The 12,398-nt window shown below is 71.2% G+C and carries 16 protein-coding genes; 7 read left to right on the forward strand and 9 right to left on the reverse strand.

The features are described 5' to 3' along the window. The first annotated feature begins 53 nt into the window (after positions 1–53). Positions 54–233, forward strand: coding sequence for a 30S ribosomal protein THX (locus ACY35P_RS02090; protein WP_462114169.1), 180 nt, complete (start codon positions 54–56; stop codon positions 231–233). Positions 234–306: 73 nt separating this feature from the next. Here ACY35P_RS02090 and ACY35P_RS02095 read toward each other — a convergent pair whose 3' ends face one another. The 4 genes from ACY35P_RS02095 to ACY35P_RS02110 all read right to left on the reverse strand — a co-directional run bounded on the left by ACY35P_RS02095 (position 307) and on the right by ACY35P_RS02110 (position 3,347). Further along, a complete protein-coding gene (locus tag ACY35P_RS02095) occupies positions 307–687 on the reverse strand; it encodes a response regulator (RefSeq protein WP_462114170.1) in 381 nt (126 codons plus the stop codon). Between the two features lie 77 nt (positions 688–764). Further along, positions 765–1,973 carry a dipeptidase gene (locus tag ACY35P_RS02100; RefSeq protein ID WP_462114171.1) on the reverse strand — a complete coding sequence of 403 codons (1,209 nt, stop codon included), beginning with the start codon at positions 1,971–1,973 and terminating at the stop codon, positions 765–767. An 11-nt stretch (positions 1,974–1,984) separates the two neighbouring features. After that, on the reverse strand, positions 1,985–3,211 hold the full coding sequence (gene hutI, locus ACY35P_RS02105) for an imidazolonepropionase (protein WP_462114172.1): 1,227 nt from the start codon (positions 3,209–3,211) through the stop codon (positions 1,985–1,987). Then, positions 3,204–3,347, reverse strand: a complete 144-nt coding sequence (locus tag ACY35P_RS02110; protein ID WP_462114173.1) for a hypothetical protein — start codon at positions 3,345–3,347, stop codon at positions 3,204–3,206. Before ACY35P_RS02110 ends, hutI begins: the two co-directional genes overlap by 8 nt. A 56-nt stretch (positions 3,348–3,403) precedes the next feature. Here ACY35P_RS02110 and ACY35P_RS02115 point away from each other — a divergent pair, with 56 nt between their 5' ends. Then, positions 3,404–4,636: a formimidoylglutamate deiminase gene (locus ACY35P_RS02115; protein ID WP_462114174.1), complete on the forward strand. Its 1,233-nt coding sequence runs from the start codon at positions 3,404–3,406 to the stop codon at positions 4,634–4,636. Here ACY35P_RS02115 and ACY35P_RS02120 read toward each other — a convergent pair. Continuing rightward, complete coding sequence (locus ACY35P_RS02120) at positions 4,633–5,853, reverse strand: alkaline phosphatase family protein (RefSeq protein WP_462114175.1); 1,221 nt, start codon at positions 5,851–5,853, stop codon at positions 4,633–4,635. The genes ACY35P_RS02115 and ACY35P_RS02120 overlap by 4 nt on opposite strands. A 91-nt stretch (positions 5,854–5,944) precedes the next feature. On the opposite strand from ACY35P_RS02120, the gene ACY35P_RS02125 reads away from it, so the two are divergent. From ACY35P_RS02125 to hutU, 3 genes are all read left to right on the forward strand, one after another. Then, positions 5,945–6,499, forward strand: coding sequence for a YybH family protein (locus ACY35P_RS02125; protein WP_462114176.1), 555 nt, complete (start codon positions 5,945–5,947; stop codon positions 6,497–6,499). An 88-nt stretch (positions 6,500–6,587) separates the two neighbouring features. Continuing rightward, a complete protein-coding gene (locus tag ACY35P_RS02130) occupies positions 6,588–6,887 on the forward strand; it encodes a hypothetical protein (RefSeq protein WP_462114177.1) in 300 nt (99 codons plus the stop codon). A 93-nt stretch (positions 6,888–6,980) separates the two neighbouring features. Continuing rightward, positions 6,981–8,651, forward strand: a complete 1,671-nt coding sequence (gene hutU / locus ACY35P_RS02135) for a urocanate hydratase (RefSeq protein WP_462114178.1) — start codon at positions 6,981–6,983, stop codon at positions 8,649–8,651. A gap of 6 nt (positions 8,652–8,657) precedes the next feature. Here hutU and ACY35P_RS02140 read toward each other — a convergent pair whose 3' ends face one another. Next, complete coding sequence (locus ACY35P_RS02140) at positions 8,658–9,146, reverse strand: GNAT family N-acetyltransferase (RefSeq protein ID WP_462114179.1); 489 nt, start codon at positions 9,144–9,146, stop codon at positions 8,658–8,660. A gap of 58 nt (positions 9,147–9,204) precedes the next feature. On the opposite strand from ACY35P_RS02140, the gene ACY35P_RS02145 reads away from it, so the two are divergent. Continuing rightward, a complete protein-coding gene (locus ACY35P_RS02145; protein WP_462114180.1) occupies positions 9,205–9,549 on the forward strand; it encodes a hypothetical protein in 345 nt (114 codons plus the stop codon). 35 nt (positions 9,550–9,584) lie between these two features. Here ACY35P_RS02145 and ACY35P_RS02150 read toward each other — a convergent pair whose 3' ends face one another. From ACY35P_RS02150 to ACY35P_RS02160, 3 genes are all read right to left on the reverse strand, one after another. Beyond that, positions 9,585–9,995, reverse strand: a complete 411-nt coding sequence (locus tag ACY35P_RS02150) for a hypothetical protein (RefSeq protein ID WP_462114181.1) — start codon at positions 9,993–9,995, stop codon at positions 9,585–9,587. Positions 9,996–10,006: 11 nt separating this feature from the next. After that, positions 10,007–11,197 carry a zinc-dependent alcohol dehydrogenase gene (locus tag ACY35P_RS02155; RefSeq protein ID WP_462114182.1) on the reverse strand — a complete coding sequence of 397 codons (1,191 nt, stop codon included), beginning with the start codon at positions 11,195–11,197 and terminating at the stop codon, positions 10,007–10,009. A gap of 82 nt (positions 11,198–11,279) precedes the next feature. After that, positions 11,280–11,603 carry a DUF6122 family protein gene (locus ACY35P_RS02160; RefSeq protein ID WP_462114183.1) on the reverse strand — a complete coding sequence of 108 codons (324 nt, stop codon included), beginning with the start codon at positions 11,601–11,603 and terminating at the stop codon, positions 11,280–11,282. Positions 11,604–12,160: 557 nt separating this feature from the next. On the opposite strand from ACY35P_RS02160, the gene ACY35P_RS02165 reads away from it, so the two are divergent. Next, a complete protein-coding gene (locus ACY35P_RS02165) occupies positions 12,161–12,397 on the forward strand; it encodes a hypothetical protein (RefSeq protein ID WP_462114184.1) in 237 nt (78 codons plus the stop codon). Position 12,398 lies beyond the last annotated feature (1 nt).

Consider the following 12,398-nt stretch of genomic DNA (forward strand, 5'->3'; position numbering starts at 1 on the left):
CGTATTCGCCGCGCGCCGCGGCATCCGCACGCATCAATTTCAGGAGCAGCACCATGGGTAAGGGCGACCGCAAGACCGCCAAGGGCAAGCGTTTCAACTCCAGCTACGGCAATGCCCGCCGTCACATCCTCGCCGTCGCGACCGGCACCGCCGCCTCGCCGGTCGCGAAGAAGACCACCAAGACCGTCGCCAAGGCGCCGGCCAAGAAGGTCGCGGTCAAGAAGGCCGGCTGAGCGTTCCGCGCTCCGATGGCAAAGAGAAGCCCCGCCGATGCGGGGCTTTCTTCGTTGGGGCGCCGCCTGCGGATCAGGCCGCGTCCGCGGCCTCGCGGTACGCCTGCGCGAGCAGGAGCAGCTGCCCGATGTCGGTCGACTTGCTGAGCACGCGGCAGCCGAAGCGCTCCTCGAGCCCTCGCGTGTCGGCGTCGTAGGACAGCGCCGTGAGCACGGTGATCGGCGGATGCGGGGTGCCCGTCTCGTCCAGATGCCGCAGGAATTCCCAGCCATCCATCACCGGCATCATGAGGTCGAGCACGATCCAGCTCGGCATGTCGCCGGCCTCCAGGCGGTCGAGCGCGATCCGGCCGTTGTCGGCCAGGCTCACCTCGAATCCTTCGTGCCCCAGCAGTTCGCCGAGCGCGACCTGGATGTCCGGATTGTCTTCGACGACGAGTACGCGTGCGGTCATGCCAACTCCTGCATGCGGAAAGTGTCGCGCCGGGGCGCTGCGCGGGCCGTGAAGCGATCCCGGATTCGTGACGCCCGTCAGCGCTTCGCCGGTTCGGCCGCCGCTTCGACCGCTGCCCAGACGCGCAGCAGGTTGCCGCCGAGCACCTTGCGCAGCGTCGCGTCCGAACGGCCGCGCTCGCGCAGCGCCTGCACGAGGTTCGGATAGTCCGCCACGGTCCGCAGGCCTTCGGGCAGTGCGCCGGACACGCCGTCGAAGTCGGACCCGATGCCGACGTGGTCCTCGCCGAGCAGGCGGATCGCGTAGTCAACCTGGTCGACCACCTGCGACAGGCGCGTCGGCGGCTTGGGATGCGACGCGTCCCAGGCCGTGTCCCAGTCCTCGAGCGACTGAACGGTTTCACCGCGCGCCCTGGCTTCGGCCTGCGCATGCTGGAACTTCGCGAGCTCGCGGAAGTAGGCGGTGGTGTCGGCGGCGGCGCGTGCGTCGATGAAACCGCTGCCGAAGGTGAGCTGCACGACGCCGCCGGACTTCGCGATGCGTTTCGCCAGCGCGTCCGGCAGGTTGCGTTCGAAGCCCGGGGTGAAACGGCGCAGGCCCGAATGACTCGCGATCACCGGCGCCTTCGCGACGCGCAGCACGTCTTCCACCGAGGCGTCGGACAGGTGCGAGACGTCGACCATGATGCCCAGCCGGTTCATCTCCGCGACCACCTTCTCGCCGAACGGGCTGAGGCCGTCGTGCGGACGATCGAGCGAGTACGAGCCGTCGGCGATGCGGTTGCTGTGGCTGTGCGCGAGCGTGATGTAGCGGATGCCGCGATCGCGGAAGACGCGCAGCTGCGCGAGGTCGTCGCCGATCGGCGCGCCGTTCTCCATGCCCAACGCGAGCAGCACGCGGCCGCCGGCACGCAGGCGGTCGACGTCGGCGGGCGACGTCACCTTCGCGAAGCGATCGGGATGGCGCCCCACCATCGCCTCCACCGCATCGATCTGCTGATGGGCCTTCTGGCGCGCGGTGCCGCCCGCGTCGTCCTCGGGAGACGTGTAGATCGACATGAACGCGACGTCGAGCCCGCCATCGCGCGCCTTGGGATAGTCGAACTCGCGATCGGCGGTGCGCTCGCCAAGATCGCGCCACGACTTCAGCAGTTCGGTCGGGGCGTCGATGTGGGTATCGACGATCAACGCATCGGCGGCGAGTGCGCGCGCGTCGAGCGCGGGCGGCGCGGCGAACGCGGTGGTGGAGGCGAGCAGGAAAGCGCAGGCGAGGGCGGTGCGGCGCATGGTCTGTCCGGTCAGGAGATCGTGGAAGGAACGCGCTGGCCGGCGACGTACGTCGCCTCCAGCAGGTCGCCGCCGAGCCAGTAGCAGAGCTCGGCAGGGTGCTCGATGCGCCACAGGGCGAGGTCGGCGCGAAGGCCGACGCGCAGGACACCGCGGTCGTCGAGACCGAGCGCGCGCGCGCCGTGCATCGTCGCGCCGCGCAGCGCCTCCTCCGGCGTCATGCGGAAATGCGTGCAGGCGAGTTGCATCGCCTGCCGCAACGAGAGCAGTGGCGACGTGCCGGGATTGCAGTCGGTCGCGATCGCCATCGACACGCCATGCGCGCGGAATGCCTCCAGCGGCGGGAGCTTCGTCTCGCGCAGCACGTGGAAGGCGCCGGGCAGCAACACGGCGACCGTGCCGGCCGCGGCCATCGCGGCGACGCCCGCCTCGCTGGTGTGCTCGACATGGTCGGCCGACAGTGCGCGGAACTCCGCGGCAAGTGCGGCGCCGCCGAGGTCGCTGAGCTGGTCGGCATGCAGCTTGACCGGCAGCCCGAGCCGACGCGCGACGTCGAACAGGCGCCGTGTCTGGTCCGGCGAGAAGCCGATGCCCTCGCAGAAGGCGTCGACCGCATCGACGAGGCCTTCGGCGTGCAGGCGCGGCAGCCAGTCGATGGTCGCATCGATGTAGTCGTCGGCCCGGCCCGCGTATTCGGGCGGCAAGGCATGCGCGGCGAGGTAGGTGGTGCGCACGTCCACGTCGTCGCCGGCGAAACGCCGCGCGACGCGCAGCATCTTGCGTTCGTTGTCGAAGTCCAGGCCGTAGCCGGACTTGATCTCGAGCGTGGTCACGCCATCGCGGCGCAGCGCGTGGACGCGGGGCGCGGACGCCGCATGCAGCGCGTCCTCGTCGGCCGCGCGCACGGCGCGCACCGTCGACAGGATGCCGCCGCCGGCGCGCGCGATGGCCTCGTACGTCGCGCCCGTCAGCCGCATCTCGAATTCCGTCGCACGGTCGCCCGCGAACACCGCATGGGTGTGGCAGTCGACGAGGCCGGGCGTGATCCAGCCACGCACGTGCTCCACCTCGCGCGCGATCGCCTCGGGCGCGCCGGGCAATCCGGCACGGGGGCCGACGTAGGCGAGCGTCCCGTCGCGCCAAGCGATCGCGCCATCGTCGATCGCGCCATAAGCGGGGCCCTCGAGCGTGGCGAGCGAGGCCCCCAGCAGCAGGCGATCCCAGACCGCCTCAGTCATCGGTGTCGCCATCGGGCCTGCCGTCCGGAGGTGCCGGCCGCGATGCGGGATCGGGCAGCACGTGCGGCTTGCCGACGAGGAGCGCCATGACCACCAGCGCCGCGACCACCAGTCCGACGAATTCGACGATGCGCATGCGGCCCTCCCGGCGGCTCGCGGTAGCCTAGCGCACCCGACGCGACCCCGACCGCCATGCACGAGCCCGCCGTCCAGCGCACCGGGCGCGGCTGGGAACTTCCCGGCCTCGCCAACCTGCATTCGCATGCCTTCCAGCGCGCGATGGCGGGCCTCGCCGAGCGCCAGACCGACCCGGCCGACAGCTTCTGGACGTGGCGGGACACCATGTACCGCATGGCCGCGCGCTTCGAGCCGGACACGCTTCGCGACGTCGCGGCACAGCTCTACGTCGAGATGCTCGAGGCCGGCTACACCGCCGTCTGCGAGTTCCACTACGTCCACCATCGTCCCGACGGCCGGCCCTACGACGACGCGGGCGCGATGTCGAAGGCGCTGATCGAAGCGGCGCGCGAGACCGGCATCCGCCTGACGCTGCTCCCGGTGCTGTACATGACCGGTGGCTTCGACGGCCGACCGCTCGCCGAACACCAGCGGCGTTTCGGCCACGACGTCGACGGCTACCTGCGCCTGCTCGAGGCGCTGCGGCCGCTCGCGGACGACACGCTGCGCATCGGCTGCGCGCTGCACAGCTTGCGCGCCGTGCCCGAGTCTGCGATGCGCGAGGTGGTCGGCGCGCTGCCGGCCGATTCGCGCATCCACGTGCACATCGCCGAGCAGACCGCGGAGGTCGACGAATGCGTCGCGCTGCGGGGCGCCCGGCCGGTGCGCTGGCTGCTGGACCATGCGCCGGTCGACGCGCGCTGGACGCTGGTGCACGCCACGCACCTCGACGACGGCGAAATTGCGGCACTCGCGGCGTCGCGCGCGACCGTGGCGATCTGCCCGACGACCGAGGCGAACCTCGGCGACGGGCTGTTCCCGTTGCGCGCGTTCCTGGATGCGGGCGGCCGCTTCGGCATCGGCTCGGATTCGCACGTCTCGACCTCGCCGACGGAGGAACTGCGCTGGCTGGAGTACGGGCAGCGCCTCGTCATGCGTCGCCGGAACGTCGCCGTGGGCGACTCGCCGAGCGTCGGCACCACGCTGCTTTCGCACGTGCTCGACACGGCCGCGGATTCCACCGCGCAAGCGATGCACGCCGATCGGGTCGTGCTCGATGCCGACGCGCCGGCGCTCGCGGGCGCCACCGCGCTCGACGTCGCCGACCGCTGGATCTTCGGAGGCGACCGGCCGCTGGTGCGCGAGGTCGACGTGGCCGGACGCGCATGCGTGCGTGACGGCCGGCACCGCGAGGCCGCGTCGATCGCGGCACGCTACCGCGCCGCGATGGCGAAGCTGCTCGCCTAGCGCGTGTCGCGCAGGGCGGGTTCGAAGGTCGCGAGCGTGCCGTCGTTCGGGCGCGGCGCGACGCCCAGCAGCCGCGCGAGAAGCGGATACACGTCGACGTTGTCGAACGTCGGAAGCTCGACGCCGCGACGGAACGACGGGCCCTCGGCGACGAAGATCGCGCGCATCGAGGGCAGCGACGGGTCGTAGCCGTGGGAGCCGCGGTTGGCCGTGCGCCGGGCGAGCTTCGCAGCCGGCTCGGCCTCCCAGCCCTCGTCCATCTGGCAGACGATCGGCGGGATGCGCGGATGGCGGCCGTAATGCCAGCGCGCCGGCAGGTCCGCCTTGTCCCAGCACGTGTAGAACGCATGCCGGCCGATGACCGCACGGCGCGCCTCGGCCTCGCGGCCGGGCAGGGGTCGCAGGCCCACGGACTGCCCGGTCACGACGACCTCCACGAGGTCGGGCGGTGCGACCTCCTCGATCGGCCGCATCTGCGCGAGCGGGACGGTCGCCATGCCGTGGTCGGACAGCACGACCAGGTCGACCGCATCGTCCAGGCCGCGCGCGCGGATGCCCTCGCGCAGCCGGCCGACGTAGCCGTCCACCTCTTCGACCGCGGCCGTAGCCCCCGGAGCGTCCGGGCCCGTGTCGTGGGCGGCATCGTCGACGGTGCCGAGGTAGAGCATCACCAGCCGCGGACGGGTCGCGGCCGGTCGCGCGAGCCATTCGAGGACACGCTCGATGCGTGCGGGCGCCGGCATCTGCGCCTCGTACGCGATCGACTCCGTCGGCCGCACCCCGCCGATCGGCGCGGTGATGCCCGGCCAGGCGATCGCGGCAGTTCGCAGGCCGCTGCGCGTGGCGGTTGCCCAGAGCGGCTCGGCATCGCTCCACCATCGCGCATCGGCGACGGCGCGCACGTCCGCGGCGGTGAAGCGGCCCAGCACCGGATCGCTCATCGTGTTGTGCACGATGCCGTGACGGTCCGGGCGCAGCCCGGTCATCAGCGTGTAGTGGTTGGGGAAGGTCAGCGCGGGGAACGAAGGACGCATCGTGGCGCGCACGCCTTCGCGACCGACCGCCTCGATGTGCGGCGCATGCCCCAGCTCGAGTTCCGCGGCGCGGAAGCCGTCCAGGGAGACGACGACGAGGGTCGGGGCCGCCGGGGTCGCCGGACCCGTAGCGCATCCCGTGGCCAGCAGGATCAGGCAGAAGAGCAGGAAGGCGCGATGCACGAAGGTCGGTCTTGCCGGGCAGGCATGACTTTAGCCGGTGGCGGCCTCCGGCGGGTGTGACCAGAGTGCGTCTTCCTTCCGGAGAACCGCCATGCGTCGTCTCGCTACCGCTCTCATCCCGGCCGTGCTCGCCGCGGCCACGGCACCGGTCATCGCCGGCGAGGCGCCTGCGCAGGGGGTCGGACGGCCTGCGGCTGCGCCGTTCTCGGCCGACGAATGCGCGGTGTTCGCGCGCGAGCTGTCGTTTGCGCGCTCCGTCGCCGAACACGACTCCGCGGCGTTCGCCGAGCACGTCGCGCCCGACGCCGCGTTCGCGGTGGGCTCGCCGCGTCCGCAGCGCGGTCGGGACGCGATCGTGCGCGGCTGGGGCGAGATCGTGCGCGGCGAGGGCATCCGGCTGGAGTGGTATCCGGTGCGCACGACCGCGGTCGGCGACATCGCCTGGTCGACCGGCCCCGCGCTGTCGGAAACCACCGAGAACGGGACGACCGTCTACCGGCGCGGAACGTTCCAGTCGGTCTGGCGTCGCGGCGCGGACGGTACGTGGCAGGTCGTCTTCGACGGGGGCACGCCGCCCCAGACGGTGGATGCCGAGGCTGCCGCCGCGTTCCGCAAGGCGCGGCCCGTGGCCTGCCCGGGCGCGTAAGCCGCCCCTGAACCCGCGCCGTGCCGAGCGCGCCGACCGCCCGCTGCGGGCGTATCGTGGGGTTCCACTCGGCCACCCGGACACGCCCATGATCCGCCGCCTGCTTCCCCTGCTGCTGCTCGCGGCGCTGCCTGCCTTCGCGCAGGACGTCGCATCGTCCGCGCCCGCAGCCATCCGCACGGTCGCCGCGCCTGCCGACCGGATGAGCGATCGCACGTGCCTGCGCGAGACCGGCAGCCGGATCCGCCCGCGCGACAGCGCCCGGGGCGGCCCCCGCGCGCGCTGCCTCGCCGGCAACGGCCGCGTCTACACGCAGGACGACCTGCGCGGCACCGGCCAGACCGACCTCAACGAGGCGCTGCGCATGCTGGATCCGTCGATCCGCTGACGCGCCCCTCGTGCTGCGCGACGCCCGGCCCCGGCCGGGCGTCGTCGTTTCGGGCGATGCGATAATCCGGGCCTCATCGCACCGGAAGCACTGATGTCCACGCGCGTCGATCCCACCCGCACCATCCGCGCGCCGCGCGGCACCGAGCTGGCCTGCAAGTCGTGGCTGACGGAAGCCGCGTACCGGATGCTCCAGAACAACCTGGATCCCGACGTGGCGGAGAACCCCGCCGAGCTGGTGGTCTACGGCGGGATCGGCCGCGCCGCGCGCGACTGGGAATGCTTCGACGCGATCATCAAGTCGCTGCGCGAGCTCGGCGACGACGAGACGCTGCTGGTGCAGTCCGGCAAGCCGGTCGGCGTGTTCCGCACGCATCCCGACGCGCCGCGCGTGCTCATCGCGAACTCCAACCTCGTGCCGCACTGGGCCACGTGGGAGCACTTCAACGAGCTCGATAAGAAGGGGCTGATGATGTACGGCCAGATGACGGCCGGCTCGTGGATCTACATCGGCTCGCAGGGCATCGTGCAGGGCACGTACGAAACCTTCGTGGAGATGGGGCGCCAGCACTACGGTGGCGACCTCACCGGCAAGTGGATCCTCACCGCGGGCCTCGGCGGCATGGGCGGCGCGCAGCCCCTCGCGGCCACGCTCGCGGGTGCGTGCAGCCTCAACATCGAGTGCCAGCAGAAGAGCATCGATTTCCGCCTGAAGACGCGCTACGTCGACGAGCAGGCCACCGACCTCGACGACGCGCTCGCCCGCATCGCGGCGTATACGCAGGCCGGACAGGCCAAGTCGATCGCCCTGCTGGGCAACGCGGCCGACGTGCTGCCCGAGCTCGTGCGTCGCGGCGTGCGCCCGGATGCCGTCACCGACCAGACCAGCGCGCACGACCCCGTGCACGGCTACCTGCCGATCGGCTGGACCGTGGAGCAGTGGGTCGACGCGCAGAAGCGCGATCCCGTGCGCGTGCGCGACGAAGCCAAGAAGTCGATGCGCGTGCACGTGGAGGCGATGCTCGCCTTCAAGCGCATGGGCATTCCGACCTTCGACTACGGCAACAACATCCGCCAGATGGCCTTCGACGAGGGCTGCGCGGATGCGTTCGATTTCCCGGGCTTCGTGCCGGCCTACGTGCGCCCGCTGTTCTGCCGCGGAATCGGCCCGTTCCGCTGGGTCGCGCTGAGCGGCGATCCCGAGGACATCTACAGGACGGACGCGAAGGTCAAGGAACTGATTCCCGACGACCCGCACCTGCACCGCTGGCTCGACATGGCGCGCGAGCGCATCGCCTTCCAGGGCCTGCCCGCGCGAATCTGCTGGGTCGGCCTCGGCCAGCGCCACAAGCTCGCGCTCGCGTTCAACGAGATGGTGCGCAACGGCGAGCTGAAGGCCCCGGTGGTGATCGGTCGCGACCACCTCGACAGCGGCTCGGTCGCATCGCCCAACCGCGAAACGGAGTCGATGCAGGACGGCAGCGACGCGGTTTCGGACTGGCCGCTGCTCAACGCGATGCTCAACGTGGCGGGCGGCGCGACGTGGGTCTCGCTGCACCACGGCGGTGGCGTCGGCATGGGCTATTCGCAGCACAGCGGCGTCGTCATCGTCTGCGACGGCAGCGAAGCGGCGGACCGTCGCCTCGCGCGCGTGCTGTGGAACGATCCGGGCACCGGCGTGATGCGCCATGCGGACGCCGGCTATGCGCTGGCGCAGCAGTGCGCGGTCGAGAAGGGCCTCAAGCTGCCGATGCTGGGGCGCTGAGTTCCGTCAGGTCGTGACCCTCGCGAGCTGCAGGCTGACCGCCTTGCCGCTCGCGAGCACATGGCGGCCCAGTTCCGCGAAGCCCTGCGCGGCGTGGAAACGCTCCGACGCGGGATTGGGCGGATCGACGTCGAATTCGCAGACGACGATCGGCACGCCGCTGCGGCGTGCATGCTCGAAGACGTCCGCATAGAGCGCGCGTCCGAGGCCGGTGCCCCGCGACGCCGCGGCGACGACCACGCGGTCGACGTAGAGGAAGGCGGGGTACCGCGCGTCGAACCAGCGGTAGTTCTCGCTGTCGTAGTCGGCCTCCTCGCGGAAGGCGAGGACGAACGCCTGCACGCGGCCCTCGTCGTGCGCGACGCGGCACAGCGCCGACCGTGTGTGCAGCCGGGCGAGGCGCTCCGCGTCGAGCGGGCTCAGCACGGCGACGGACGCCTCGTTGAGGGCGAGCAGGGTCTCTTGGTCGTCCGGGGTGGCGTCGCGCAGCGGCATGGCATTCCTCCGACCGCGGATCGTAGGCGCGCCGTCCATGCCGCGCTAGCATGCGGCCGTGTACGAATCCCGCCGCCATCCCCCGCTGACCCGTCGCCAGTTCGGTCGCCGCGTGGCCGTCCACGCACTGGCGGCGCTCGCGTTGATCGGCGCCTCGCTGGTGATCGGCATGGCCGGCTACATGGGCTTCGAAGGGCTGGGGCTGGCCGACGCCTTCCTCAATGCCGCGATGCTGCTCGGCGGCATGGGGCCGGTGGACGACCCGGGAACGCTGCCCGGCAAGCTGTTCGCCGGGGTGTACGCGCTCTATGCGGGACTGGTGTTCCTGGTGGCCGCGGGGCTTGTGGTCGCGCCGATCGCGCACCGCCTGCTGCACCGCTTCCACTGGGACGACGCGCCGTAACGGCGCACGGGGCGATCGTCCGTCCGCCCGCCCCGTCAGGCGCCGCGGCGCATCCACATGATCGCGAGCAGGCCCACCAGGCCGACCGCCGCGACGGAATGCACCTTCTTCGACTTGCGCGCATCGTCGAACAGGCCCTCGATCACGTTCACGCGGTCGGCGAGCAGCAGCATCATCCAGTGACGCAGCCGTCCCTCGCTGTGGCGGAACGCCGCGCGGCGGATCTTGCCCGACAGGCCCGACGGCGGGCAGGCCGTACCGAACACCGGCGTGTTGCCGGGGCGCTCGATCGAATGCAGCACCTCGACGGTCTGCGCCTGCGCCTCGGGCACGTCCCAGTGCGCATCGTCCTCACGCGGTGGCATGCGTTCCATGGGAACGGCAGGGCGTTTGTTGCGGTCGAGGTCGGCGCCCCAGCCCGGAATCTGCGAACGGTCGAACGTCATGGGGTCACTCCTCAGTGCACGTGGGGCGAGGCGACGGGCACCTGCGCGATGTCGGCCATGCCGGGCGGGATCAGGATCGGCTTGATGCAGCCGTCCTTCTTGCCGGAGAAGGTGTTGTAGGCCTCCTCGACGTCCTCCAGCGGGATGCGGTGGGTGATGATCTCGCGCGGCTTGATGCGGCCTTCCATGACGTGCTCGAACAGGCGCGGCAGGTGGCGCTTCACGCTCGCCTGGTTCGCACGCACGGTCAGGCCCTTGTTGACGATGTTGCCGAGCGGAATCGCGTTCACCGTCGGCCCGTAGACGCCGACGATCGAGATGTTGCCGCCCTTGCGCACGGAGTTGATGGCCCACATCGCGGCCGTCGCGGCGCCGGCCTGCAGCTTCATGCGGACGCCGGTGATCGACTGCCACAGCGAGCCGTCGGCTTCGCCGCCGACCGCGTCGATGCAGACGTCGGCACCGAGCCAGTCGGTCATCTTCTTCAGGTGCACGACCATGTCGTCCACTTCCTTGAAGTTCACCGTCTCCGCCGGCGCCCACTTCGCGACGAACTCGAGTCGGTACTCGATGTGGTCGACCACGATCACGCGGCCGGCGCCCATCAGCCAGGCGCAGCGCGCCGCGAGGATGCCGACCGGGCCGGCGCCGAAGACGACGACGGTGTCGCCTTCCTTGATGTCGCCCATCTCGGCGGCCTGGTAGCCCGTCGGGACCACGTCGGTGAGCAGCACCGCGTCTTCGATATGCATGCCCGCCGGGATCTTGTGCGGGCCGATGTCGGCGAACGGCACGCGCACGTACTCGGCCTGTCCACCGTGGTAGCCGCCCGTCGTGTGCGAATAGCCGAAGATGCCGCCGACCGCGGTGGCTTCGGGATTGGTGTTGTGGCAGTTGCCGTAGAGCTCGCGCTGGCAGAAGAAGCAGCTGCCGCAGGCGATGTTGAAGGGCACCAGCACGTGGTCGCCGACCTGCAGGTTCTGCACCGACGAGCCCACCTCCGTGACGATGCCGCAGAACTCGTGGCCGAAGATGCTGCCCACGCGGGTGTCGGGCACGAGCCCGTGGTAGAGGTGCAGGTCGGAGCCGCAGATGCAGGTACGGGTGACCTGGACGATCGCATCGTTCGGATGCTCGATCACCGGCTCCGGGACGTGCTCGGCCCGGACCTTGTACGGACGGCGATAGGTGGTGGCGAGCATGTCGGCTCCTTGCGCGGGACGTTGCGAGAGCTTCGACACTAGGCAGCGTGGTATCACGACCGCGCCAAACCGGCCGTAGGCTTCAATGCATCAGCGCGCAGTCGAGCGTATCGAGCGCCATGTGGATCCACAGGCCGACGGCGAGCAGGCGCGTGCGTCGCGGCACGAGCAGTGCGGCGTACACGAGCATGGCCGGCCACGTGTGCAACGGATGGAAGCCGATCGAGCAGCGTCCGGGCGCGTACACCGGATCGGCGAGCAGATGGTCGACGTCGATCGCCCAACCGGCGAGCAGCCACGGCCACGCGCGCCACCACCGGACGCGCGGCCACGCGAGCGCCACCGCGAGCGGTACCAGCGCATGCAGCACGAGATGGAGCGCGGCGCGCAGGCCGAGGAAGGACATCGCGCGATTGTGGCCCGGTGAGCAGACGGGCGTGCAGCCTGATGCGCACCGCGGATCATGGGCGGTTAACGCGGCAGGTCGCAGCCTTCGCGCAAGGCCGCCGACAAGCAAAGCTACGGCACCTATCGCGGCCCCCGACGACCGAGTGCACCGCGCCGTCGTGGCAACAGCCTTGATCGCCCCGGCCCTGCCGGGGCGTTTCTTTTTGACGCCGATGTACGGCAAGCGGCCGTCACGGGCGTCTCACGGCCGCTCCGGAATGCTCGACCTGCAAGTGGGGTCGTGCTGAGGTCGTCCGGCTTTATTTTCTCCAGCCCCGGGGCGCGAGCCCCGGGGTTTTTTCTCGCGCGCGTCACGCACGGATAACGGGTGTCGGCGCAGCGTGACAGTGCGACGGCTCTCCGTCGCGCGTCCGCCCGATGCGGGCATCGCCTCCTGCGAGGCACGGGTCCCCGGCTTCCGGCACCGCCGTCCGGGGACTTCTCTCGCAGCGGCGCGGCGACCGCCCGCGGCGGCCGTGCTTCGGCGACGCGGTCGCCACCGAGGGGCCCCGGCCGATGCGCCTCCATGCGTTCCAGTTGACCGACGGCACCGTGCACGTCGTGGCCGAGCGGGTCGAGGCCGCACTCGCCGCAGGTGCCGAACTCACCGCCCGCGACCTCGGCGTCGCCGACGTGGAGCTCGACCGCCTGAGCCCGCCCCTGGTCCGCGGCATCGGCCTCGACGCTTGGGCCGTCGCCCGCGGCGGCGATGCGGTGCTGATCCGCAGCGCGATCGTCCGCCAGACCTGCTGAG

This window comes from Lysobacter xanthus (genome assembly GCF_047159895.1).